Below are 22,243 nucleotides of genomic sequence, written 5' to 3'. Positions count from 1 at the left end.
CTTACATCCTGAACACGCCGAAACGTGTCTCCTCAATCGGGGCATTCAGCGCCGCACTCAGCGACAAGGCGAGCACATCGCGGCTTTTGCGCGGGTCGATGATGCCATCGTCCCAGAGACGGGCCGAGGCATATAGCGGGTGCGATTGCTCTTCGAACATGTCCAGCGTCGGACGTTTGAATTCGGCCTCTTCCTCGGCCGACCAGGTACCGCCCTGTCGTTCGATCCCGTCGCGCCTGACTGTCGCCAATACGCCTGCGGCCTGCTCGCCCCCCATCACCGAAATCCGAGAGTTCGGCCATGTCCACAGAAACCTTGGCTGATAGGCGCGTCCTGCCATGCCATAGTTCCCGGCCCCAAACGAGCCGCCCACCAGCATCGTGATCTTGGGAACGCTCGTCGTTGCAACTGCCGTCACCATCTTGGCGCCGTGGCGGGCGATCCCTTCGTTCTCGTATTTGCGGCCTACCATAAAGCCGGTGATGTTCTGCAGGAAGACCAGGGGCGTTTTGCGCTGCGAACACAGCTCGACAAAATGCGCGCCCTTTTGCGCAGCCTCCGAGAACAGCACGCCATTGTTGGCAATGATCCCGACTGGGCACCCTTTGACATGGGCAAAGCCGGTGACCAGTGTCTCGCCAAAGCGGGGTTTGAACTCATCAAACCGAGAGCCATCGACCAGCCGTGCGATCACTTCACGGATGTCATAGGGCGTGCGCAAGTCGGCGGGAACGACACCCAGAATTTCATCCGGATCATAAGCAGGCTCCTCAGGTGCTTCGAACTGTAGGCCGGGCTTCAGCGCGGCACCGCCCAATGACCCAACCGCGCGGCGGGCCAATGCCAACGCATGCGCATCATCTTCGGCCAGATAATCTGCCACACCCGACAGGCGCGTGTGCACATCGCCACCGCCCAGATCCTCGGAGCTGACAACCTCACCCGTTGCAGCCTTGACCAAAGGTGGCCCTGCCAGAAAGATCGTGCCCTGTTCCTTCACGATGATCGTCACATCGGACATTGCTGGAACATAGGCCCCACCCGCCGTGCACGACCCCATAACCACGGCAATCTGAGGGATACCCTTCGCGCTCATCCGCGCCTGATTGTAGAAGATACGCCCAAAGTGGTCGCGGTCTGGGAACACCTCATCCTGATTGGGCAGGTTCGCGCCGCCACTGTCGACCAGATAGATGCAGGGCAGATGGTTTTCCTCGGCAATCTCCTGCGCGCGCAGGTGCTTCTTGACGGTCATCGGATAATAGGTGCCGCCCTTCACGGTGGCGTCATTGCACACCACCATAACTTCGCGCCCCTGCACCCGGCCGATGCCCGCGATAACCCCGGCACAGGGTGCTGCATCACCATACATCCCATGCGCCGCCGTCGCCCCGATTTCCAGAAACGGAGACCCCGGATCAAGCAGGTTCGCCACCCGCCTGCGCGGCAACATCTTGCCCCGAGATTCATGCCGCGCGCGGGATTTCTCGCCCCCGCCCATGCGGGCTGCCTCGGCGGCGGCAGAGACCTGCGCCAGCGCGTCGAGATGAGCGGTGCGGTTTGTCTTGAAGCCCTCAGATGCGGGCATGGCTTTGGATGTGAGTTTCATTGGCCCTGCACTCCCGTTCTCCTGAATGCCAATTTGAACTTCTGCCTTTTTACAGAAAGCCCCGTTTCAAAGTCATTTGGGAGAGACACATTGACTTGCGTATCCCCTCTCAAAGTTGCCATTCTGACCTGACAAATCGAGTGAAGCAGTAAAGAGACAGCCATGAGCCGCTTCAGGTCCTGCTCTGAATTCAATTCTTCGGTTCCGAAAGCCACAGAGAAGTCCCCGTCTTTACTTTCAGACCAGTCCACCCAATTCAGCCCATCGACCACTTCGTTAAGCGAGCTATAAGCACCAGCTTCATTCTTAACTCTTAATGCGACACCGGGGCCAAAATACGTGGGTTTGCCATGCTTAAATGTATTTATTGCACCACGCTCCGAAAGCAGATTGACTTCTTCCTCAATCAGCTTCTGGATGTTTCTCAGGGTTGCGGCATCCAACTGTTTCGGAGCACCAAACAGTTGGTAAGGCAACCAATCTTCAAACGGCAACGATTGCCCGTCCAATGCAACCTCAAATCCGTTGGGCACTTTCTGATTTCTCAGTGCCTTGTACACCTCGGCCAACTGCCTCTCTCGTATGACCGACGCAATTCGAGCAAATGGCCCGAAGTCCGAGCCGCATAAAATGAACAACACCAATGTTTCAGAGGAAAAATAGCGCAACGCCCTAATGGTGTGAGTAGCATATTCCTTATACTGCACGCGCGATTTCTGAAGCTCATCGAGAAGGGAGTGCTCATTTAGAACTTCTCCAGAATCCAGATCCTGAATTCGCATGTTGCTCGGAACTGCTTTGTTCAAGCTTTCAGCTAAGGTCCAGAAATAAAACGGATCAAACTCTGAATAAAACTTTTGATCTACATCATTCAGAAAACGCTGCATATCTTCGCCCGAACCATCAATTTTCACGACTCTGACTCCCACGCCGCCCGCGCCTTCAATTCCTTCCGAATAACCTTCCCGGTCACCGTCATCGGCAACTCGTCTAGAAACGCCACTTCGCGTGGATAAGAGTAATGCGCCAAACGGTCCTTGACCCACTCCTGCAACTCGCGCTCCGTGGCCTCGGCCCCCGATTTCAGCACCACATAAGCCTTCACGATCTCGGTTCGCAGCGGATCGGGTTTGCCGACCACGCCTACCGTCGCCACTGCCGGGTGGGTCAGCAGGCAGTCCTCGATCTCGGCCGGGCCAATGCGGTAACCCGCCGAGGTAATCACGTCGTCATCGCGCCCTACGAAACGCAGATAGTCGCCCTCCCACACGCCGCGATCACCGGTGATCAGCCAGTCGCCCCGGAACTTCTCGGCGGTTGCTTCGGGGCGATTCCAGTATTCCAGAAGCATCGAGGCCGAGCCGCGCCGGATGGCGACGTCGCCCTCGTCCCCGGTCGGGTTTCCGTCCTCATCAATCACCGCAACCTCATGCCCTGGCACCGGTTGGCCGATACAGCCGGGGCGCACAGGGAAATCTTCGGCGCAAGATGATACGACCATGTTGCACTCGGTCTGACCGTAGAACTCGTTGATCGTCAGACCAAAGGCCTTCTGTCCCCATGCCAGCATTTCGGCACCCAGCGGTTCTCCCCCGGACGCGACCGAGCGCAGACCGGGGATCACCTGTTCCGCTGCCTTGAGCATTCGCAGCGCCGTTGGTGGGAAAAAGACGTTCCGCACCCCGCCACGCGCGATGATGTCAGCGCAGGCCTCGGGGGTGAATTTCTCAAGCCGCGCGGCAACGACCGGAATGCCCAGCGCAAGACCCGGCATCAGCACATCGAACAGCCCGCCGATCCACGCCCAATCCGCCGGAGTCCAAAGACAGTCACCTTCGCGCAAGTGATTATGGCTGATCGAAACTCCAGGCAAATGCCCGGTCAGAACCCGGTGTCCATGCAGCGCGCCCTTCGGGCTGCCGGTGGTGCCCGAGGTATAGATCAACACAGCCGGATCATCTGGGCTGGTCGCGGCGAATGGTACAGCAAGGCCTTCCTCGCCAATTTCCGACGCGATCAAAGGCGCAGCCAGATCACCCAACAGATCAGCCCCTTCGGCGTCGGTCAGCACAATCCGGACACCTGCGCCACTGACCCGCGACCGCAACGCGTCCTGCTTGAACAGTTTGAACAAAGGGACCGACACAGCCCTGATCTTCCAGATCGCCAGATGGGCCGCCGCGCACCAGGGAGATTGGCTTAGCAATACTCCAACGCGATCACCGGGCTGCACATGGCGCAATAATGCTCGGGCTAATCCGTCCGTCATTTGCGACAGTTGCGCATAGCTGATGCGCTGCGGGTCCGGTCCGGTTAAATCGATCAGCGCAACCCGATCCCCCGCATGCCGCAGGCACTGCTGCGCCATGTTCAGACTGTCCGGCAGATCCCAGCCTCCATCCGGGCGCAAACCCGGTATGCGCTCAGCGCTTAGCACGGTGATTATTCCCTATATTTCCTGCACTTATTGATTCATCTGCAGCCAGTTCTTTCACGTTTACTTGATGCAGATCAGAGTGGGCAATTTCAGTCGCTGCAACACCAAGGTCATCAACGAAACCAAAGGCAAGACAATGACCAAGAAACTCGCCGCTTTGACTCTTTCCACCGCGTTGGTGGCTCTGGCCGCCCCTGCGTTTGCCCAATCTCAGGGGGATTGGACGCTCGGTATCGGTGTGGGGTACCTGGACCCGAGATCCAACAACGGAACACTGGCCGGCCTTAGCGCCGATATCGACTCGGATACGCGCCCGATCTTCACCGCCGAGTATTTCATCCAAGACAATCTGGGGATCGAGCTGCTGGCCGCGACCCCGTTCAAACATAACGTCACCTTGGGTGGAAGCGTGGACGCTGGCAGCGTCAAACATCTGCCGCCCACCTTGTCGCTGAACTATCACTTCCCGACCAATAGCGCCTGGAAGCCCTATGTCGGTGCAGGTCTGAACTATACCATCTTCTTTGACGAGCAATCTGCCCTTGGCAACCTCAAGGTCGATGATTCCTTCGGCGTTTCGCTGCAAGCCGGTCTCGACTACATGATCACCGACAAAGGTGCAGTCCGTCTGAATGTACGCTGGTTCGACATCGACTCGGACGTCACTCTGAACGGAGCCGATATTGGCACTGCGAACATCGACCCTTGGCTGGTCGGTATTTCCTACGTTCATCGCTTCTGATCCTTTGATCGAAACGCCCCGCTGTAACCTCGTCTGCGGGGCGTCTTCATTCAGCGCATTTCGTTCATCATTTCCCGGCCGATCAGCATCCGTCGAATCTCGCTGGTGCCTGCGCCGATCTCCATCAGCTTGGCGTCCCGGAAGATCCGGCTAACCGGTGCGTCAGACAGAAACCCTGCCCCGCCCAGCGCCTGAACCGCCTGATGCGCCTGAACCATCGCCTGTTCGGATGCGTAAAGACAGCACGCCGCTGCATCCTGCCGGGTGACGTCCCCACGATCACAGGCCTTAGCCACCTCATAGACATAGGCCCGGGCCGAGTTCATCGCGGTATACATGTCGGCAATCTTGCCCTGCATCAGTTGGAAGCTGCCAATCGGTTTGCCGAATTGCTTGCGCTCGGCCAGATACGGCATCACCTCATCCAGACAGGCGGCCATGATGCCGGTGCCGATCCCGGCCAGAACCACGCGCTCATAATCCAGACCTGACATGAGCACGGCTACGCCCTTGCCCTCTTCACCCAGTACGTTCTCGAACGGCACTTCGACATCTTCAAAGATCAGTTCAGCCGTGTTCGACCCGCGCATCCCCAACTTGTCGAAATGGGGTGAGGTCGAAAAACCCTTCATCTCTTTTTCAATCAGAAATGCGGTAATACCCTTCGATCCGGCATCGGGGTCCGTCTTGGCATAAACCACCAGTGTATCCGCGTCCGGCCCGTTTGTGATCCAGTACTTGTTGCCGTTCAGGCGGTAATGGTCGTTGCGTTTTTCCGCCCGCAGCTTCATCGACACCACGTCCGAACCTGCGGAAGGTTCCGACATTGCCAGCGCTCCTACATGTTCGCCCGAGACCAGGCGCGGCAGGTATTTCTGTTTCTGCTCTTCCGTACCGTTCAGCTTGATCTGGTTCACACACAGGTTGGAATGCGCCCCATAAGACAACGAAACCGAGGCCGAGGCGCGCGCGACCTCTTCGACAGCAATTGTATGCGCCAAATAGGACATGCCCGCACCGCCGTATTCTTCTGGCACGGTGACACCCAAAAGACCAAGCTCTCCCATTTCTTTCCACAGTTCATTCGGAAAGCTGTTCTTGGCATCAATCTCAGCCGCCATCGGCTTGACGCGCTCCTGCGCCCACCGATGTACCATTTCGCGCAGGGCGTTCACATCCTCACCCAGATCAAACTTCATCGTGGCCATGAACATCTGTGTCCTCCCTCCGCATTAATGAACAAGTGTTCAATAAATCTCTAGCAGCGAATCTGTATCCGGTCAATCTTTGTGAAAGCCTGGACCAAAACACAAAACGCCGCCCGGACCGGGCGGCGCTCTCAAGGGTCGAGCGTGCGCTGAAAGCGCACTCTGTTTGGCTAGGATTGATAAACTGCGCCCACTTCGGCTCGGATGATGCGCGCGATCACTCGGCAATCCTCCAGCGAAAAGGTCAGCGGCACACGCATATCCATGATGCCTGCCAGAACACGGTCACTTTCCGGCATCCGTTCGCTTTCGAAATATCTCCAGCTGTCATAGCGCGACGTGAACCCTGTTGGCTCAGCCCCGCCAAACCATTTGATCTCGACCCCACGCGCGGCGCAGCGACCGATAACGTCAGCAATCTGCTCAGGCGACCAATCCAACAGCAGGAACTGGATCGAAGACCCGACATAGGTTTCCTCTTCGGGTCGCTCGACAATCGTCAGGCCCGGAGTGCCACGCAGCCCGGTCTCGATCTCGCAATAGCGCTCGTTCCACCGGGCCACCTGCCGGTCCAGATCCCGCAATTGCGGGCGCAGGATCGCCGCGCGCAAATTGTCCATCCGGCCCGAGACGTTGGGCGTGGTGTATTTGATCCGTTCGAACACGTCCGGCCCCGGCGCCGCAAGATGGCGTTCGTACAACATGTAGGACCCCGACAACATCGTGGCCTTGGCCGCAAGCTCCTCGTCATCGGTGACCAGCAAGCCCCCTTCGCCCGAGTTTACGTGCTTATAGGTCTGGCAGGAATAACACCCGATTGCCCCCTGCCGCCCCGACAACTGACCACGCCAAGCCGCGCCCATCGTGTGTGCGCAATCCTCGATCACGATAACGCCTGCCGCGTCACACATCTGCATCAGACGATCCATGTCACACAGATGCCCGCGCATATGGCTAAGCATCAGGACACAGGCCTGATCCAATTTGCCCTCAAGATCCTCCAGATCGATGGTCAGGTTTTCGGTGACGCCGACAAAGATCGCCCGCGCCCCGACCGAGGCAATTGATCCCGGCACCGGGGCCAGAGTGAACGCGTTGGTCAGAACCGGGTCGCCCGGCTGCACACCGACGGCCCGCAACGCGGTGGCAAGCGCATAACCGCCAGAGGAAACCGCCAAGCAATACTTGGCCCCCATCTGTGCAGCAAACTCCTGTTCCAACAGGGCCGTTTCCCCCAACTCACCGGGGACCACGTTATAGCGATGCAGCCGCCCGTGACGCAGGACAGCCAGCGCTGCCTCGATTGCGTCGTCTGGAAGGGGTTCCTGCTGCGTGAAATTACCAGTGAATGTTTCCGTCATGGTCTTTTTCTGGATCTCCGACAGGGTCCGGTCAAGGTTTCAGGCTGCCGCACCGATCAGATCAGGCACAAGATCGGGCAAGTCGTCAAAGTGATGCAGCAGGGCTTCGGGCTCCAGCGCTGCCATGTCCTCCCCTGACGGTCCGAAAGTCACCAAAACCGATGGGACCCCTGCCGCTCGGGCGGTATTGCGGTCGGTATCCGAATCTCCGATCAGCACGCACCAGGCTGGATCTCCCCCGGCCCGTCGCGCAGCCTCGCGCAGAGGGGCCGGGTCCGGCTTGCGCACCGGCAGCGTATCCGCACCGACCAACGAGGCAAAACGATCCCGCACTCCCATGCGCGTCAGTAATAATTCGGCCAGATGTTCCGGCTTGTTGGTGCAAATGCCGACACCGTAGCCCGCGTTACTCAGCATCTCGACGGCCTGCAACGCTCCCGGATAGAAACTTGTGTGGGTGTTGATATCTTGCGCGTAAGCCTCAAGCAAAACCGGATAATAGGCCTGAACGGTGTCCTCGTCGTAAGCTCCAACGCGTTTCAGCCCTTGGGTTAACATCATGCGACCACCACGCAGCGCGATGCCTGCATCCTGCCCATGGACCAGCACATCACCATGCCCCATTTCGCGGAAACAATGGTTCGCTGCCGCCAGCAAATCGCCTGATGTATCCGCCAAAGTGCCGTCCAGATCGAAGATGACGGTCCGCATGTTGCCTCCTGTTTCGGCAGGTTTTCGCCGTGTCCTGTTTCAATCGGCAATCTTGTTTGATGGCCGAACAGCTTGCGCCTTTGCCCCCAGCGGATAAAACGGTCAGCAACAAAACACAAAGAGAAAACGATTTCATGACCATTGCCCTTGTCATCCTTGCCGCCGGAAAAGGCACCAGGATGAATTCGGATCTTCCCAAAGTCCTGCATCCCATCGCTCAGGCTCCGATGCTTGTTCACGCGATGCGCGCCGGGTCTGTCCTGTCGCCCGAACGTACGGTGATCGTTACCGGCCACGGTTCCGAGGCTGTAGCAAAGGTTGCTCAGGACGAAGACGACGATGCCCGGATAGCCGTTCAGGAAGAACAGTTGGGTACGGCCCATGCGGTCGGTCAGGCCAGGACAGCACTGGACGGGTTCGACGGTGATATCGTGGTTCTTTACGGCGACACCCCGTTTTTACAACCCGACACGCTGGAACGGATGGTCGAGGCTCGATCCCGAAATGACCTGGTCATCCTTGGGTTCGATGCGGCTGATCCGGCCCGCTATGGCCGGTTGGTCATGAATGGCGACACGTTGGAACGCATTGTCGAATTCAAAGACGCATCAGATGAAGAGCGCGCCATAACATTTTGCAACTCGGGCCTTTTGGCCTGTGATGCCCGGTTGCTTTTTTCGCTGATTGACGACGTTGAAAACAACAATGCCTCAGGCGAATACTATCTGACAGACGTAGTTGAGATCGCCCGCAACCGCGGTCTGAACGTAACCGCCGTCGCCTGTGACGAGGCGCAGACGCTGGGCGTGAACTCACGCGCTGATCTGGCCGCCGCCGACGCCGTATTTCAGGCGCGCGCGCGGGCAGAACTGCTGGATATGGGTGTCACATTGATGGCACCGGATACGGTATACCTGTCCGCAGACACTGTGATTGGGCGTGACACAGTAATCGAACCCAACGTGGTCTTCGGCCCCGGAGTGACCGTCGAAAGCGGTGCGACCATCCGAGCCTTTTCCCATCTGGAAGGGTGCCATGTCAGTCGCGGTGCCATCGTCGGCCCCTACGCGCGGCTGCGTCCGGGCGCAGAATTGGCCGAAAACACGCGGGTTGGCAATTTCGTCGAAATCAAGAATGCAGAAATCGCCGAAGGCGCGAAGGTCAACCACCTCAGCTACATCGGGGACGCATCGGTGGGTGCTGCGACGAATATCGGCGCGGGAACAATCACCTGCAACTATGATGGTGTGATGAAGCACAAGACCAACATAGGTGCGAATGTCTTTATCGGCTCCAACACCATGCTCGTGGCCCCGGTCACGGTGGGCGATGGCGCAATGACAGCGGCAGGCACAGTGGTGACCAAAGACGTAGCGCCCGAGGCGTTGGCCGTGGCGCGCGCCAAGCAGGAAAACAAACCCGGCTACGCGCGAAAACTGTTTGATATGTTGAAGGCGAAGAAGGCTCGCCGCGATAACGAGGCCTGAGATATGTGTGGAATTGTAGGTGTCTTGGGGCAGCATGAAGCAGCCCCTATTCTGGTAGAAGCCCTGAAACGGCTGGAATATCGCGGCTATGACAGTGCCGGGATTGCAACCGTTAATGACGGTGTCCTGGGTCGTCGGCGTGCGGTCGGCAAGCTGGTCAACCTCAGCGATCTGTTGGTGCATGATCCGCTGCCGGGAAAATCCGGCATTGGTCACACCCGCTGGGCCACGCATGGTGCGCCTTCCGTCAACAACGCGCATCCCCACAAGGCTGGCCCGGTGGCCGTGGTTCACAACGGGATTGTCGAAAACTACCGCGACCTGAGGGCGGAACTGGCCAAACACGGCGTGGCCTTCAAGACCGAAACCGACACGGAAACCGTCGCGCTGATGACGGAACATCACCTCAACACAGGCATGTCCCCGGTCGAGGCCGCTTTCAAGACCATCGACAAGTTGGAAGGTGCCTTCGCCCTTGCATTCCTGTTCGATGGTGAGGACGACCTGATTGTAGCCGCCCGCAAAGGATCACCTCTGGCCATCGGCCACGGGGATGGTGAGATGTATGTGGGTTCGGACGCCATTGCCCTTGCGCCGCTAACCAACCAGATCACTTATCTTGAGGAAGGCGACCGCGCGGTTCTGACCCGAACATCATTGGAAATCCGCAACGAGGCCGGTGAACTGGCCAACCGGGAAAAGCGCAAGATCAAGCTGGATCATGCGCGCGCCGACAAGGGCGAGCATAAGCATTTCATGGCCAAGGAAATCGCTGAACAGCCTATCGTTGTGGCTGAGGCCATCCGATCCTACCTGCCCACGGGCGGTGATCGCGTGGTGTTACCCGACGCCGAGCTGGATTTCAGCAAGTTGGACCGTCTGACCATGGTCGCCTGCGGCACCGCGTTTTACGCCTGCCTGACTGCGAAATACTGGTTCGAGCAACTGGCAAAGATGCCGGTGGAAGTCGATATCGCCAGCGAGTTCCGCTATCGCGAACCTCCGATCACGGGTCGCACACTGGCGCTGTTTGTCAGTCAGTCAGGCGAAACCGCCGACACCCTGGCCGCGCTGCGCTATTGCGAGGGCAAGGCGGACAAGATCGTTTCCGTCGTCAATGTCCCCGAAAGCTCGATTGCTCGGGAAAGCGATATCGCCCTGCCGATCCATGCTGGCGTTGAAATCGGTGTGGCTTCGACCAAAGCCTTCACCTGTCAACTAAGCGTTTTGCTGATGCTGGCGCTCAAGGCAGCGGCCGACCGCGGCACTCTGACCGATGAGGAAATCGCCGATCACACCGCTGCGCTGCGCGGATTGCCGACCGTGCTGAACACGGCATTGGATCAGAACCGGGCGATCCGCAAAGCAGCCCAACGCCTGTCCGAGGCGCGCGACGTTCTGTTCCTGGGCCGTGGCCTGATGTATCCTCTGGCAATGGAAGGGGCGCTGAAGCTCAAGGAAATCAGCTATATCCACGCCGAAGGGTATGCATCGGGCGAGTTGAAACACGGACCCATCGCCCTGATCGACAAGCATATGCCTGTTGTCGTCATGGCACCCCGCGACACCGTGTTCGACAAGACCGTGTCGAACATGCAGGAAGTGATGGCGCGCAAGGGCAAAGTGATCCTTGTGTCTGATGATGATGGAATTGACGAGGCCGGAGACGGCGTCTGGAGCACAATCCGGATGCCTCATATTCACACCAGTCTTGCGCCGATCCTTTATTCGGTTCCCGCACAGTTGCTGGCATACCACACGGCTGTAGCCAAAGGGACGGATGTAGACCAGCCGCGCAATCTGGCAAAATCAGTGACGGTAGAGTGACCCATGTCCAAACAGTTTTCCCAGCTTGATGACGCGCATCAAAAGTTCATCGAAGATCAGCATATGTTCTTCGTCGGCACTGCCGGGACCGAGGGAAAGGTCAATATCTCGCCCAAAGGTATGGACTCGCTGCGAGTGCTGGGACCAAACCGCATCGTCTGGATGAACTTGACTGGCAGCGGCAACGAGACGGCGGGGCATCTGATGCAGGTCAACAGGATGACACTGATGTGGTGCTCCTTCACCAAACGCCCGCTGATCCTGCGCACATATGGCACTGCCCGCACTCTGCACGTCGGAGATGAGGGCTGGGATGAACTGGCCAATCTTTTCCCCAACCACCGCAGCGCCCGGCAGATCTACGACCAGTCGATCGAAATGGTTCAGACCTCCTGCGGGTATGCAGTGCCGTTCATGGCATTCCAGTCCGACCGCGACACGATGCAGAAATGGGTCGATGGCAAAACGGACGGCGACATCCGGTTTTATTGGGCAGAAAAGAACAGCCAGACGATAGACGGCGAACCAACAGGCGTTCCGGTCTGACCCCGATGCTGACCACTTTTCTTGATCAGATCAAAGCCCATGCCGACCCCGAACGTGCGGGTCAGATGGCCAGTTATCACAAGGCGGATCGCGTCTATCTGGGAGTCGCCAACCCGGTTCTCAACGATCTGACCAAAGCATGGCGGCAAGAGCTGGATGTGAATAAACGCGTCGCGTTGGCCAAGGCGCTGTGGCAAACCGATATCCACGAAGCGCGCCTTGCCGCGGCCAAGCTTCTGACCCAGGCCCGCATCCGGCCCGACGATCAGGTTTGGGACCTGCTTCAAAGCTGGCTACCGGATTTTGACGCCTGGGCCGTCGCCGATCATGCCTGCATGGCGATGCAAAAACGACTGATGGCCGACCCCGAGAGACTGAATGCCGTCGAACAGTGGACACAGTCCGATCACATGTGGACCCGGCGCGCGGCCCTTGTCGCAACACTGTCCTGGACCAAACAGAACCACCCCAAGCCCGAAGACCTGCAACGTCGCGACTGTATCCTCGGCTGGGCCGCCGGATATGTCCCTGACCGCGACTGGTTTATTCAGAAATCAATCGCCTGGTGGCTCCGGGAACTGTCCAAACACGACCCCGAACGTGTGATCGCGTTTCTGGACAAACACGGTGATGCCATGAAACCGTTCGCCCGACGCGAAGCAGCCAAATACCTGAAAAGTCAGTCGGCATAGACCGCGACTTCGACCAGTTCGTCTAATGGCACCAAAAGGGCCCGCATGGCATCCAGCGACAAGCGGCTGCCGCTATTTTCCGGGCCTGCGGCAGGAACCAGGGTGATATAGGCCTGCGCGCCGGTTCTGGGCACAACAACTCGCGCCGTTACCTCGCTATCGACCAGCGGCGTCTGCATCCAGCGCCCTGGTGTGGTCGGATCACCAAGCCCGGCAATGGTTGTTTTGGCCCCGACCCAACTGGGGCGTGCCGCAACCGGCTCGGGCTGAAGAACCTCCTCAGCGACAACTGGCGCAGTTTCACCGTCCGATACGGCCGCAGCCGCCTCATCCCCCGACCCGAACACACGTTCCGTCGTTGCCCGGACAGTATCGCACCCGGTCAAAACAACGCATAGAAAAACAAATGCCTTTTTCATTCCCGGAAACTACAACCCCATGCGGGTGTGATCCAGTGCAAAGCGCAGTTCGCACTTGTCGCAGGCAGGTTACAGCTTTACCTATGTCGCATGTCTGCTCCGCTCATCGACCCGTTTGCCCGCGCTATCACGTATCTCCGCGTCTCCGTTACGGACCGCTGTGATTTTCGCTGTGTCTACTGCATGTCCGAAAACATGACTTTTCTGCCCAAGAAAGACCTTCTTACGCTGGAAGAGCTGGATCGCATGTGCTCGACCTTTGTGAGAATGGGCGTCGAGAAACTGCGCATTACCGGCGGTGAGCCATTGGTTCGTCGCAATATCATGACCTTCTTCAACGCCATGACCCGCCACTTGGAAAGCGGTGTGTTGAAAGAGCTGACGCTCACGACAAACGGTTCGCAGTTGCATCGCTTTGCCGAAGATCTTTATGCCGCCGGTGTGCGCCGTGTGAATGTTTCCCTGGATACGCTGGATGACGACAAATTTGCAAAAGTCACGCGCTGGGGCCGCCTCAAACAGGTACTGAATGGCATCGACGCGGCGCAAAAGGCCGGGCTGCGGATCAAGATCAACGCTGTTGCGCTCAAGGGATTCAACGAACCCGAACTGCCCAAGATCACTGAATGGTGCGCCGAGCGCGACATGGACCTGACCTGGATCGAGGTCATGCCGATGGGCGATATCGGTAACGAGGATCGACTGGATCAATACTGGTCTCTCAAGGATGTGCGCAAAGAGTACGAAAACCATTACACGATCACTGATCTGGCCGAACGCACAGGCGGACCGGCCCGCTATATCAGGCTGGAAGAAACAGGTCAGAAGATCGGCTTCATCACGCCCCTGTCCCACAATTTCTGCGAAAGCTGCAACCGCGTACGCCTGACCTGCACCGGCGAGCTTTATATGTGTCTGGGGCAGGAGGACATGGCGGATCTGCGGGGCGCATTGCGGGATCACCCCGATACCGAACAGCCGCTTGAAGATGCCATCCGTGCGGCGATTAACCTGAAGCCAAAAGGTCATGACTTCGACTATTCTCGCCAGTCCGTTGATGGTCGGATGAGCCGCCATATGAGCCATACAGGCGGCTGATATATGCCGGATCACCAAGACCGCCCCACAGCACTGTACCACCTGTACTGCGCCCTGATTTCTCTGGCCGCACCTCTGGTCTGGAGAACCGTCCGAAAGAAACTTGAGGCTGCCGGTGTACCAGCCAATCGCCAACAGGAGCGTCTTGGCCATGCCAGTATGCCCCGCCCCGCAGGGCAGTTGATCTGGTTCCACGCCGCCAGTGTCGGCGAAAGCCTGTCGGTCCTCACTCTGATCAATCGGCTGGCCGACCGCCTTCCCAAAACCGAGTTTCTGATCACCTCAGGAACGCCAACCTCAGCGGCCCTGATCGAAAAGCGACTGCCGCCTCGCACCCGACACCAGTACCCACCGCTTGACACAGCCGGCCCGGTTCAACGCTTTCGGGACCATTGGCAACCCGATGCCGGGATCTTCGTCGAAAGCGAGATCTGGCCGCGGCTGATTGTCGAAAGCGCGGGGCGCGACATTCCGCTGGCTCTGCTGAATGCTCGATTGTCGGACAAATCTGTCGCCGGATGGAAGAAGCGCCCTAAAACAGCAAGGTTTGTCCTGAATAAATTTCGCCTGCTCTTAACGCAAAACAACAAAACAGCAGCCAACCTGATTGCCATGGGTGCCCCAGCCCAACGGGTGCAGCCCGGCACCAACCTCAAGGCCATGTCCGATCCTCTACCTGTGGACCAGAGCACGCTGGACGACATTCGTGCGCAAATAGCCGCCAGACCTGTCTGGATCGCCAGTTCCACCCATGCCGGAGAAGAGGACAGCGTTCTGACAGCCCACAAGGCGTTATTGCAACATTGGCCCGACCTTCTGCTGCTACTGATCCCACGCCACCCCGAACGACGCGGCGAGGTTGCAGAACTTCTGAACAACGCCGGGCTCATGGCATCCTTCCGGTCAAAAAATGCACCGATCACAGATACGACGCACGTGTATGTTGCCGACACGCTGGGCGAAACCGGAACCTGGTACGCGCTTTGCCCGATCGTGTTCCTTGGGGGCTCACTGAAAGAGATTGGCGGACACAACCCGTTTGAACCGGCACAGGCTGGGGCCGCCGTGGTCACCGGCCCAGGGTATTTCAACTTCGCAGAAACGTTTGCCCCGCTGATCGACGCCAAGGGCGCTGTCGAGGTCCAAACATCCACTGACCTCTCTGAGGCCGTTTCACATTGGCTGTCGGATCAAAATGCCCTTCAAGCCGCCAGAACGGCTGCACAATCCTGCGTCAATACGCAGTCGACCGCCTTGGATGCCGTCGTCGAAACCCTCTGCACGGTGCTTGATCTGCAAGCAAAGGATCCCGCTTCATCTGGCTAGAAATATCCCGGGGGTGTGGGGGCAGAGCCCCCACCCTCACCATCAGGCGGATGGCATCCGCTGTTCGACAATCTCTGCCCACCAGCTGCATCCGGCCGGAATGGCTTCGTCGTTGAAATTGTATTCCGGGTGATGAACCATTGCGGTGTCACCGTTGCCCACAAGAATATAGGCGCCTGGGCGCTCTTCCAGCATGAAGGCAAAATCTTCGCCCCCCATGACCAACGGTGCCTCGTCGCAATCACCGGACACCGACCGGGCCACATCCGCCGCAAACTCTGTTTGCTCGTCGCTGTTCACCATTACCGGGTACCCGCGAATGTAAGTCACGTCAGCGGTGCCGCCAAACGTGGCCGCTACACCGTTGCAAATCTCGTTGATCCGCTTTTCAGCCAGATCCCGCATGCCCTTGCTCATTGTGCGCACGGTGCCTTTGATCTGCACGGTCTGAGGGATCACATTGAATGCCTTGGATGACGTCTCAAACGATGTCACAGACACCACGACCTGATCTATTGGGTCGGCATTGCGCGAAGAAATCGTTTGCAACGTAAGGACTGCCTGCGCTGCCAGAACTGTAGTATCCACAGTCTCATGCGGCTTGGCGGCATGTCCGCCGCGACCCTCAAAGGTGACATCGAACTGATCAGTTGCCGCAAAGAACGAACCCGGCCGGATTGCGAACTTGCCAACAGGCTGCCCCGGCCAATTATGCATGCCGTAGACTTCCTGAATGTTCCAGCGGTCCATCATTCCGTCTTCGCACATTTCGCGGCCCCCGCCGCCACCTTCCTCAGCAGGTTGGAAGATCACGACAACAGTGCCGTCAAAGTTGCGGGTTTCCGACAGGTACTTTGCCGCCCCCAGCAACATCGCGGTGTGCCCGTCATGGCCACAAGCATGCATCGCACCCGGCGTTTTCGAGGCATAGTCCAACCCCGTTGCCTCATGTATCGGCAAAGCATCCATATCTGCGCGCAGGCCGATCACCTTTCCCTTGCTGTCCGACTTGCCTTTGATCACCCCCACAACACCGGTACGTCCGATACCGGTCACAACCTCATCGCAGCCGAACTCCTTCAACTTCTCGGCCACCTTCGCACTGGTGCGGTGGGTTTCGAACAGGATCTCGGGATTTTCGTGCAGATCCCTTCGCCACTCCGTGATTTCATTCTGCAATTCGGCAAAGCGGTTCTTGACTGGCATGTCTTTTCTCTCTCCTGATTCAGATCAAGCCGCTGGCATCCGGCGCTCGACCATTTCCGCAAACCACGAGCACCCAATGGGGATGATCTCGTCATTGAAATTGTATTCGGGGTGGTGCAGCCCGGCACTGTCACCGTTGCCCAAAACGATGAATGCCCCGGGCCTCTCTTCCAGCATGAACGAGAAATCCTCGCCTCCCATCACCATCGGCGCTTCAATGCAACTGCCCCCAACCGACACCGCGGCCTCTGCTGCATATCCCGTCTGAGCTTCGGCATTGATCGTCACCGGAACACCGCGTTTATAGGTGACGTTCACAGACCCGCCAAATGTTGCAGAGATCCCTTCCGAAACTTCCTTCAGCCGTTGTTCGATCAGGTCGCGCAACTCGTTGGAATGGGTCCGAACAGTGCCGCGGATCCGTGCTGATTGCGGGATCACGTTGAACGCTTTCGAGGACGTCTCGACCGAGGTCACAGACAGCACGGCCTGCAATATCGGATTCGCATTGCGCGACACAATCGTCTGCAACGCCACGATCAGCTGCGACAACATCACCGTTGTATCAATCGTCTGATGAGGTTTTGCCGCGTGGCCGCCGCGCCCTTCAAGATGGATGTCAAACTCATCCGCTGCCGCCAGCAACGGCCCCGAACGAATGGCAAACTGCCCGGCAGGAATACCCGGCACATTGTGCATCGCATAGACTTCCTGAATGCCGAACCGATCCATCAGACCATCCTTGCACATGGCCTCGGCACCATTTCCACCCTCTTCGGCAGGCTGAAAGATCACGATTGCCGTGCCATCAAAATTGCGGGTTTCCGCCAGATACTTGGCGGCCCCCAAAACCATCGCCGTATGCCCGTCATGACCACAGGCATGCATCGCATTCGGTATTTCCGAGGCATAGTCCAACCCGGTCTGTTCCTGCATCGGCAGGGCGTCCATATCGGCGCGCAGGCCAATCACACGGCCCCGTGTGTCGCTTTTGCCGCGAATGACACCAACGACTCCGGTGCGACCGATGCCAGTCACGACCTCGTCGCAACCAAACTCGTTCAGCTTTTCCGCAACCAGCGCACTGGTGCGGTGAGTGTCGTACAGAATTTCCGGGTGTTGGTGAATGTCACGCCGCCAACCGGTGATCTCATCATGCATCTCTGCGAGACGGTTCTTGATCGGCATGTCATTCTCCCTGTTTCATGCGACAGGCAATCGTCGTTCCACAAGCTCGGCAAACCAGCTGCAACCGGCGGGGATCGCGTCGTCGTCAAAGTTGTATTGCGGGTGGTGGCACATGGCCGTATCCCCGTTCCCGATAAAGATGTACGCGCCGGGGCGTTCTTCAAGCATATAGGCAAAATCTTCGGACGGCATGATAGGGTCCGTGCTGTCGTTGACCTTGCCCGCGACCGCAGCTGCCGCCTCGGCCGCATAGCCCGTTTCGGCCTCGGAATTCACTGTCACCGGGTATCCGGGTGTCCAGATAACCTCCGCCTTCGCGCCAAAGGCCGAGGCTGTATCCTCGGCAATCCGGCGCACGCGTTCTTCGGCGATTGTACGATACTCGGGGTCAAGTGTCCGCACGGTTCCCTGCAAACGCACCGTATGAGCGATCACGTTCGACGCAACGCTATCCGTCACAAACGTCCCAACGGTGAGGACAACTCGCTTGATCGGGTCAACGGTCCGGGACACCACCGATTGCAAGGCAACAACGATATGCGAGGCCACTAGCGTTGTATCCACCGCCTCATGCGGCGCGGCGGCGTGTCCGCCCTTGCCAGTGACCGTGATTTCAAACTCATCGGACGAGGCCAGCAACGCGCCGGGGCGAATTGCGAATTCGCCCACCGGAAGACCGGGCATATTGTGCATGCCATAGACCTCATGAATGCCCCAGCGGTCCATCAGCCCGTCCTGACACATGGCCAGACCGCCGGCCCCACCTTCCTCGGCGGGCTGGAAGATCAGAACCACTGTGCCATCGAAATTGCGCGTCTCGGAAAGGTACTGCGCGGCCCCAAGCAGCATCGAAGTGTGCCCGTCATGTCCGCAGGCGTGCATCTTGCCCGACACGGTCGAGGCATAGTCTAGCCCTGTCGCCTCTTCAATCGGAAGTGCATCCATGTCCGCCCTCAGGCCGATGACGCGCCCCTGCGTATCCGTGCGCCCTTTGATCACCCCGACAACACCTGTTTTGCCAATGCCCGGAGTGATCTCGTCCACTCCAAACTCTTTCAGACGTGCGGCAACAAATGCCGCAGTTTCATGGACGTCATACATCAGCTCCGGATGGGCGTGCAGGTGGCGGCGCCATTCGGTGATCTCGCCATGCATTTCCGCAAGTCTGTTTTTTACGGGCATCTCAAGACCTCCCTTTCTACCGCTGGCACCGTATTACACCGGGCTAGGCGCATAGTTTTTCAACCAATCGCTGCATGAATTTATGACCGGCTTCGAATTGTTCAATCGTAACGAACTCATTCGGCTGATGTGCCTGCGCTATGTCTCCGGGTCCACATATCACGGCAGAATACCCGGCCTCCTGAAACTGGCCTGCCTCGGTCCCGTAACTGACCACATGGCTTGCGTTGTCTCCGGTCAGGGCGCGTACCAGTGCTTCGGCTTCACCATCCTCTTCCGGGATCAACCCCGGAATCGCGAAGTTTTCAGTCAGTTCGATGCGGGTATCCGGGTGAACGGCCTGCATCTGAGCCTCAATGTGCCGAACCTGTTCGAAATAGGCATCTCGCCATTGGGCCTGCGTTTCGTCGGGCACGGTCCGAAAATCCATCATGAACCGGCAGTCTTTGGCAGTAATGTTGTGGGCCGTTCCGCCTTCAATCATACCGACATGGCAGGTTGTCCAGGGTGGATCGAATACGGCGGCAACGGCACTGGGTTGCGCCGCCAAGTTCCGCGCGTTCTGCTGGTTGGCCCAGTCGATCAATGGGGCCGCTGCCATGATGGCGTTGACGCCTGTGTGCATGATCGAGCTGTGAACTTCGAACCCGACGATATGGGTGTCAAAGCCGAAACCGCCCTTGTGACCCGTTACCGCCTGCATCATCGACGGCTCACCTACGATCACCGCCGAGCCTTTGGGCAAAATGCCCTGCATTGCCTCGATCATCGGCGGCGCTCCGGTACACCCGACTTCCTCATCAAAACTCAGCGCAAGTTGGAGCGGTCGCCTCACATTTGCGTAATGCGCCTCGACCAGCGTCCAGATGGCAAGCGCATCAAATCCCTTCATGTCGCAGGTGCCGCGCCCGAAATATTTGCCGTCCTTCTCGGTCACGGTGAAGGGGTCGGTGCCCCAGGGTTGCCCGTCAACCGGCACTACATCCGTGTGCCCGGACAGCACAACTGAGCCTTCTTCCAAAGGGCCGACATGCGCAAAGATTGCCGCCTTATGCGGCTGATTCGGATCAGCCCAGCGGTGCGACGTGATCCCATGGCTTTGCAGGTATTCGTCCACCCAGTCGACCAACGGCAGGTTGGTGTCACGACTCACGGTTGGAAATGAGATCAGCTTGGTCATGATCTCAAGCGGCGTCAGGCGCTTGCCCATCGGGTCAGTACCCACTGTCTGTGGTCAGGATAAAGTGACCCGGTTCAACCTCTTGATATTGAGAGGGTTCCGGCTTGAAATCGACAGGGTGGATTGGTGACGGGATCGGTTTGAAGTTCAGGTCTTTTTCAGTCTTTCGCTTGTTCGGGTCAGCAATTGGAACTGCCTTCATCAACGCCTGCGTATAGGGGTGTTGTGGGTTTTCAAACACACGCGCACGCGGGCCCAGTTCCACAATGCGACCCAGATACATAACGCCGACATAGTGGCTGACACGTTCAACCACGGCCATGTCATGGCTGATGAACAGATAAGACAGCCCCAGATCGGACTGCAACTCCATCATCAGGTTCAGAACCTGCGCCTGAACCGACACGTCGAGGGCCGAGACCGCCTCATCCGCGATGATCAGCTTGGGGTTCAGGGCCAGTGCGCGGGCAATCGCGATCCGCTGACGCTGCCCACCGGACATTTCATGCGGGAAACGACGCATGAAGCTGCGCGGCAGCTGCACTTTGTCGAACAATTGTGCTACGCGGTCCTGCAACTCGGATCCCGACGCCACGCCATAGTTGCGCATCGGCTCGGCAACTTGATCGACCAATTGCATCTGTGGGTTCAGCGAGGCGAACGGGTCCTGAAAGATCATCTGCATATCTAGCCGCGCCTTGCGCAGGCCGGACGGGTCCAGCTTCATGATATCGACACCGTCCAGATTGACCTCGCCCGCCATCGGCTCGACCAACCGCAGGATCGAACGGCCGGCCGAGGACTTTCCACACCCGGATTCGCCCACAAGGCTGAGCGTCTGACCTTTGTTCAGTGTGAATGACACATCCTCGACCGCATGAACGTTCGAGATCGTGCGCCGCAGAAGACCACCTTTGACAGGAAACCGCGTGGTCAGGTTCTTTACGGTCAACAAAACTTCTTCGGTTCCGGGGATGGGTGCAATTTTCTGCCCCTCGACACCCAGCAACTTCATCGGTTCGGGCGCCGACTTACCCTGCATTTCACCCAGCTTCGGCACTGCGGCCAAAAGCGCCTTGGTGTAATCATGCTGCGGGTTTTCAAAGATTTCCCTGACGGTCCCCTCTTCGACCTTGTTGCCGCGATACATGACGACAACACGGTCAGCCATCTGCGCCACAACCGCCATGTCATGGGTGATGAACATTACCGCCGTACCGGTTTCGCGCTTGAGGCGATCCATCAGGGCCAGGATCTCGGCCTGAATGGTCACGTCCAGCGCTGTGGTAGGTTCATCCGCGATCAGCAAGCGGGGTTCGCAGGCCATCGCCATTGCGATGACGACACGTTGGCGCATCCCGCCCGACAGCTCATGCGGGTACTGTTTCAAACGACGCTCGGGCTCGGGGATACGAACCTGGCGCAACAACTCAAGCGCACGGTCCTCGGCCTGTGACTTCGACATCTGCTTGTGGATGCGCAGACCTTCGGTCAACTGGCGACCAACGGTAAAAACTGGGTTCAGCGCCGTCATCGGCTCCTGAAAAATCATCCCGATCTCGTTGCCGCGAATCTGTTTCATCAGATCCGGATCGGCTTTGGACAGGTCCATTTCGCCCCCATCGCGGCGATCGAACAGAAGTTCACCACCCGCGATTTCGCCGCCTCCAAACTCGACCAGCCGCATCAGCGACAGCGACGACACCGATTTCCCCGAGCCCGATTCGCCAACGATACAAACGGTTTCACCCGGTTTGATCTCGAACGAGACATCCTCAACACCGACAACGGGGCCATCCTTCGTCTGAAACTCCACCCGCAGTTTTTTAATCTGTGCAATAGGCTGATCCAGCACGCGCGCGCTCCCTTGACGACGGTATTCTTTTCTGAATTCCGAACGCTAAGGCGGGCCGCCGGGAAAAGTCAAACCCATTACACATTTTCGCGACGGCACTACTTGCATTTTTCTCAGGTTCTGTTTCGATACGCCATGTAACCGACCTGGGGAGGCGGCGCAGACTGAA

19 protein-coding genes are annotated in these 22,243 nt (G+C 58.2%); 7 read left to right on the top strand and 12 right to left on the bottom strand.

Translation table 11 applies throughout. The features are described from left to right. Position 1: 1 nt before the first annotated feature. From ACR0AM_RS05040 to ACR0AM_RS05030, 3 genes are read right to left on the bottom strand one after another with little or no spacing between them, the layout of a single operon-like run. Entirely contained in the window at positions 2 to 1,609 is a 1,608-nt protein-coding gene (locus ACR0AM_RS05040; RefSeq protein WP_480622288.1) for a carboxyl transferase domain-containing protein, read from the bottom strand. Next, complete coding sequence (locus ACR0AM_RS05035; RefSeq protein WP_480622287.1) at positions 1,606 to 2,523, bottom strand: hypothetical protein; 918 nt, start codon at positions 2,521 to 2,523, stop codon at positions 1,606 to 1,608. Before ACR0AM_RS05035 ends, ACR0AM_RS05040 begins: the two co-directional genes overlap by 4 nt. Then, the gene (locus ACR0AM_RS05030; RefSeq protein WP_480622286.1) at positions 2,520 to 4,046 is read right to left on the bottom strand and encodes an AMP-binding protein; all 1,527 of its coding nucleotides are present in this window, start codon (positions 4,044 to 4,046) and stop codon (positions 2,520 to 2,522) included. The genes ACR0AM_RS05035 and ACR0AM_RS05030 overlap by 4 nt, the downstream gene beginning before the upstream one ends. 136 nt (positions 4,047 to 4,182) lie before the next feature. On the opposite strand from ACR0AM_RS05030, the gene ACR0AM_RS05025 reads away from it, so the two are divergent. Further along, positions 4,183 to 4,788, top strand: coding sequence for an OmpW/AlkL family protein (locus tag ACR0AM_RS05025; protein WP_480517724.1), 606 nt, complete (start codon positions 4,183 to 4,185; stop codon positions 4,786 to 4,788). A 50-nt stretch (positions 4,789 to 4,838) separates the two neighbouring features. Here the strand turns inward: ACR0AM_RS05025 and ACR0AM_RS05020 are convergent, their stop codons facing one another. From ACR0AM_RS05020 to ACR0AM_RS05010, 3 genes are all read right to left on the bottom strand, one after another. Continuing rightward, positions 4,839 to 6,002 (bottom strand): isovaleryl-CoA dehydrogenase, encoded by a 1,164-nt coding sequence (locus ACR0AM_RS05020; RefSeq protein ID WP_267362877.1) that lies wholly within the window; start codon positions 6,000 to 6,002, stop codon positions 4,839 to 4,841. A 164-nt stretch (positions 6,003 to 6,166) separates the two neighbouring features. Beyond that, positions 6,167 to 7,357 carry a DegT/DnrJ/EryC1/StrS family aminotransferase gene (locus ACR0AM_RS05015; RefSeq protein ID WP_480622285.1) on the bottom strand — a complete coding sequence of 397 codons (1,191 nt, stop codon included), beginning with the start codon at positions 7,355 to 7,357 and terminating at the stop codon, positions 6,167 to 6,169. A gap of 39 nt (positions 7,358 to 7,396) precedes the next feature. Continuing rightward, positions 7,397 to 8,068, bottom strand: a complete 672-nt coding sequence (locus tag ACR0AM_RS05010; RefSeq protein ID WP_480476059.1) for an HAD-IA family hydrolase — start codon at positions 8,066 to 8,068, stop codon at positions 7,397 to 7,399. Between the two features lie 134 nt (positions 8,069 to 8,202). Between ACR0AM_RS05010 and glmU the strand changes: the two genes are divergently transcribed. From glmU to ACR0AM_RS04990, 4 genes are read left to right on the top strand one after another with little or no spacing between them, the layout of a single operon-like run. Then, positions 8,203 to 9,555 (top strand): bifunctional UDP-N-acetylglucosamine diphosphorylase/glucosamine-1-phosphate N-acetyltransferase GlmU, encoded by a 1,353-nt coding sequence (gene glmU / locus ACR0AM_RS05005; RefSeq protein WP_480622284.1) that lies wholly within the window; start codon positions 8,203 to 8,205, stop codon positions 9,553 to 9,555. Positions 9,556 to 9,558: 3 nt separating this feature from the next. Continuing rightward, entirely contained in the window at positions 9,559 to 11,382 is a 1,824-nt protein-coding gene (gene glmS / locus ACR0AM_RS05000) for a glutamine--fructose-6-phosphate transaminase (isomerizing) (RefSeq protein WP_480516368.1), read from the top strand. A gap of 3 nt (positions 11,383 to 11,385) precedes the next feature. Beyond that, positions 11,386 to 11,928 carry a pyridoxamine 5'-phosphate oxidase family protein gene (locus ACR0AM_RS04995; RefSeq protein WP_480622283.1) on the top strand — a complete coding sequence of 181 codons (543 nt, stop codon included), beginning with the start codon at positions 11,386 to 11,388 and terminating at the stop codon, positions 11,926 to 11,928. Between the two features lie 5 nt (positions 11,929 to 11,933). Further along, entirely contained in the window at positions 11,934 to 12,620 is a 687-nt protein-coding gene (locus tag ACR0AM_RS04990; protein WP_480622282.1) for a DNA alkylation repair protein, read from the top strand. Here the strand turns inward: ACR0AM_RS04990 and ACR0AM_RS04985 are convergent. Beyond that, entirely contained in the window at positions 12,608 to 13,039 is a 432-nt protein-coding gene (locus ACR0AM_RS04985) for a hypothetical protein (protein ID WP_480622281.1), read from the bottom strand. The genes ACR0AM_RS04990 and ACR0AM_RS04985 overlap by 13 nt on opposite strands. Before the next feature lie 90 nt (positions 13,040 to 13,129). On the opposite strand from ACR0AM_RS04985, the gene moaA reads away from it, so the two are divergent. Then, the gene (moaA, locus tag ACR0AM_RS04980; protein ID WP_480622280.1) at positions 13,130 to 14,137 is read left to right on the top strand and encodes a GTP 3',8-cyclase MoaA; all 1,008 of its coding nucleotides are present in this window, start codon (positions 13,130 to 13,132) and stop codon (positions 14,135 to 14,137) included. A gap of 3 nt (positions 14,138 to 14,140) precedes the next feature. After that, on the top strand, positions 14,141 to 15,463 hold the full coding sequence (locus ACR0AM_RS04975; protein WP_480622279.1) for a 3-deoxy-D-manno-octulosonic acid transferase: 1,323 nt from the start codon (positions 14,141 to 14,143) through the stop codon (positions 15,461 to 15,463). A 42-nt stretch (positions 15,464 to 15,505) separates the two neighbouring features. Here ACR0AM_RS04975 and ACR0AM_RS04970 read toward each other — a convergent pair whose 3' ends face one another. From ACR0AM_RS04970 to ACR0AM_RS04950, 5 genes are read right to left on the bottom strand one after another with little or no spacing between them, the layout of a single operon-like run. Continuing rightward, positions 15,506 to 16,669 carry a M20 aminoacylase family protein gene (locus ACR0AM_RS04970; RefSeq protein WP_480622278.1) on the bottom strand — a complete coding sequence of 388 codons (1,164 nt, stop codon included), beginning with the start codon at positions 16,667 to 16,669 and terminating at the stop codon, positions 15,506 to 15,508. 24 nt (positions 16,670 to 16,693) lie between these two features. After that, a complete protein-coding gene (locus ACR0AM_RS04965; protein ID WP_480622277.1) occupies positions 16,694 to 17,857 on the bottom strand; it encodes a M20 aminoacylase family protein in 1,164 nt (387 codons plus the stop codon). 15 nt (positions 17,858 to 17,872) lie between these two features. Next, the gene (locus ACR0AM_RS04960) at positions 17,873 to 19,039 is read right to left on the bottom strand and encodes a M20 aminoacylase family protein (RefSeq protein WP_480516356.1); all 1,167 of its coding nucleotides are present in this window, start codon (positions 19,037 to 19,039) and stop codon (positions 17,873 to 17,875) included. Between the two features lie 43 nt (positions 19,040 to 19,082). Next, positions 19,083 to 20,249 carry an acetylornithine deacetylase gene (gene argE, locus ACR0AM_RS04955; RefSeq protein WP_480622323.1) on the bottom strand — a complete coding sequence of 389 codons (1,167 nt, stop codon included), beginning with the start codon at positions 20,247 to 20,249 and terminating at the stop codon, positions 19,083 to 19,085. Positions 20,250 to 20,253: 4 nt separating this feature from the next. Continuing rightward, positions 20,254 to 22,074, bottom strand: coding sequence for an ABC transporter ATP-binding protein (locus ACR0AM_RS04950; RefSeq protein ID WP_480622276.1), 1,821 nt, complete (start codon positions 22,072 to 22,074; stop codon positions 20,254 to 20,256). Between the last annotated feature and the right edge of the window lie 169 nt (positions 22,075 to 22,243).

Source organism: Ruegeria sp. AD9 (assembly GCF_056542305.1).
The sequence above is the reverse complement of the archived record's forward strand: the minus strand, read 5'-3'. Positions and strand labels throughout refer to the sequence as shown.

What these genes read in the sequence shown, in the direction of transcription:
- ACR0AM_RS05040 (WP_480622288.1), bottom strand. Translation starts at nt 1,609, where the DNA reads ATGAAACTCACATCCAAAGCCATGCCCGCATCTGAGGGCTTCAAGACA.
- ACR0AM_RS05025 (WP_480517724.1), top strand. Translation starts at nt 4,183, where the DNA reads ATGACCAAGAAACTCGCCGCTTTGACTCTTTCCACCGCGTTGGTGGCT.
- ACR0AM_RS05020 (WP_267362877.1), bottom strand. Translation starts at nt 6,002, where the DNA reads ATGTTCATGGCCACGATGAAGTTTGATCTGGGTGAGGATGTGAACGCC.
- ACR0AM_RS05015 (WP_480622285.1), bottom strand. Translation starts at nt 7,357, where the DNA reads ATGACGGAAACATTCACTGGTAATTTCACGCAGCAGGAACCCCTTCCA.
- ACR0AM_RS05010 (WP_480476059.1), bottom strand. Translation starts at nt 8,068, where the DNA reads ATGCGGACCGTCATCTTCGATCTGGACGGCACTTTGGCGGATACATCA.
- glmU (WP_480622284.1), top strand. Translation starts at nt 8,203, where the DNA reads ATGACCATTGCCCTTGTCATCCTTGCCGCCGGAAAAGGCACCAGGATG.
- glmS (WP_480516368.1), top strand. Translation starts at nt 9,559, where the DNA reads ATGTGTGGAATTGTAGGTGTCTTGGGGCAGCATGAAGCAGCCCCTATT.
- ACR0AM_RS04995 (WP_480622283.1), top strand. Translation starts at nt 11,386, where the DNA reads ATGTCCAAACAGTTTTCCCAGCTTGATGACGCGCATCAAAAGTTCATC.
- ACR0AM_RS04990 (WP_480622282.1), top strand. Translation starts at nt 11,934, where the DNA reads ATGCTGACCACTTTTCTTGATCAGATCAAAGCCCATGCCGACCCCGAA.
- ACR0AM_RS04985 (WP_480622281.1), bottom strand. Translation starts at nt 13,039, where the DNA reads ATGAAAAAGGCATTTGTTTTTCTATGCGTTGTTTTGACCGGGTGCGAT.
- moaA (WP_480622280.1), top strand. Translation starts at nt 13,130, where the DNA reads ATGTCTGCTCCGCTCATCGACCCGTTTGCCCGCGCTATCACGTATCTC.
- ACR0AM_RS04975 (WP_480622279.1), top strand. Translation starts at nt 14,141, where the DNA reads ATGCCGGATCACCAAGACCGCCCCACAGCACTGTACCACCTGTACTGC.
- ACR0AM_RS04970 (WP_480622278.1), bottom strand. Translation starts at nt 16,669, where the DNA reads ATGCCAGTCAAGAACCGCTTTGCCGAATTGCAGAATGAAATCACGGAG.
- ACR0AM_RS04965 (WP_480622277.1), bottom strand. Translation starts at nt 17,857, where the DNA reads ATGCCGATCAAGAACCGTCTCGCAGAGATGCATGATGAGATCACCGGT.
- ACR0AM_RS04960 (WP_480516356.1), bottom strand. Translation starts at nt 19,039, where the DNA reads ATGCCCGTAAAAAACAGACTTGCGGAAATGCATGGCGAGATCACCGAA.
- argE (WP_480622323.1), bottom strand. Translation starts at nt 20,249, where the DNA reads ATGGGCAAGCGCCTGACGCCGCTTGAGATCATGACCAAGCTGATCTCA.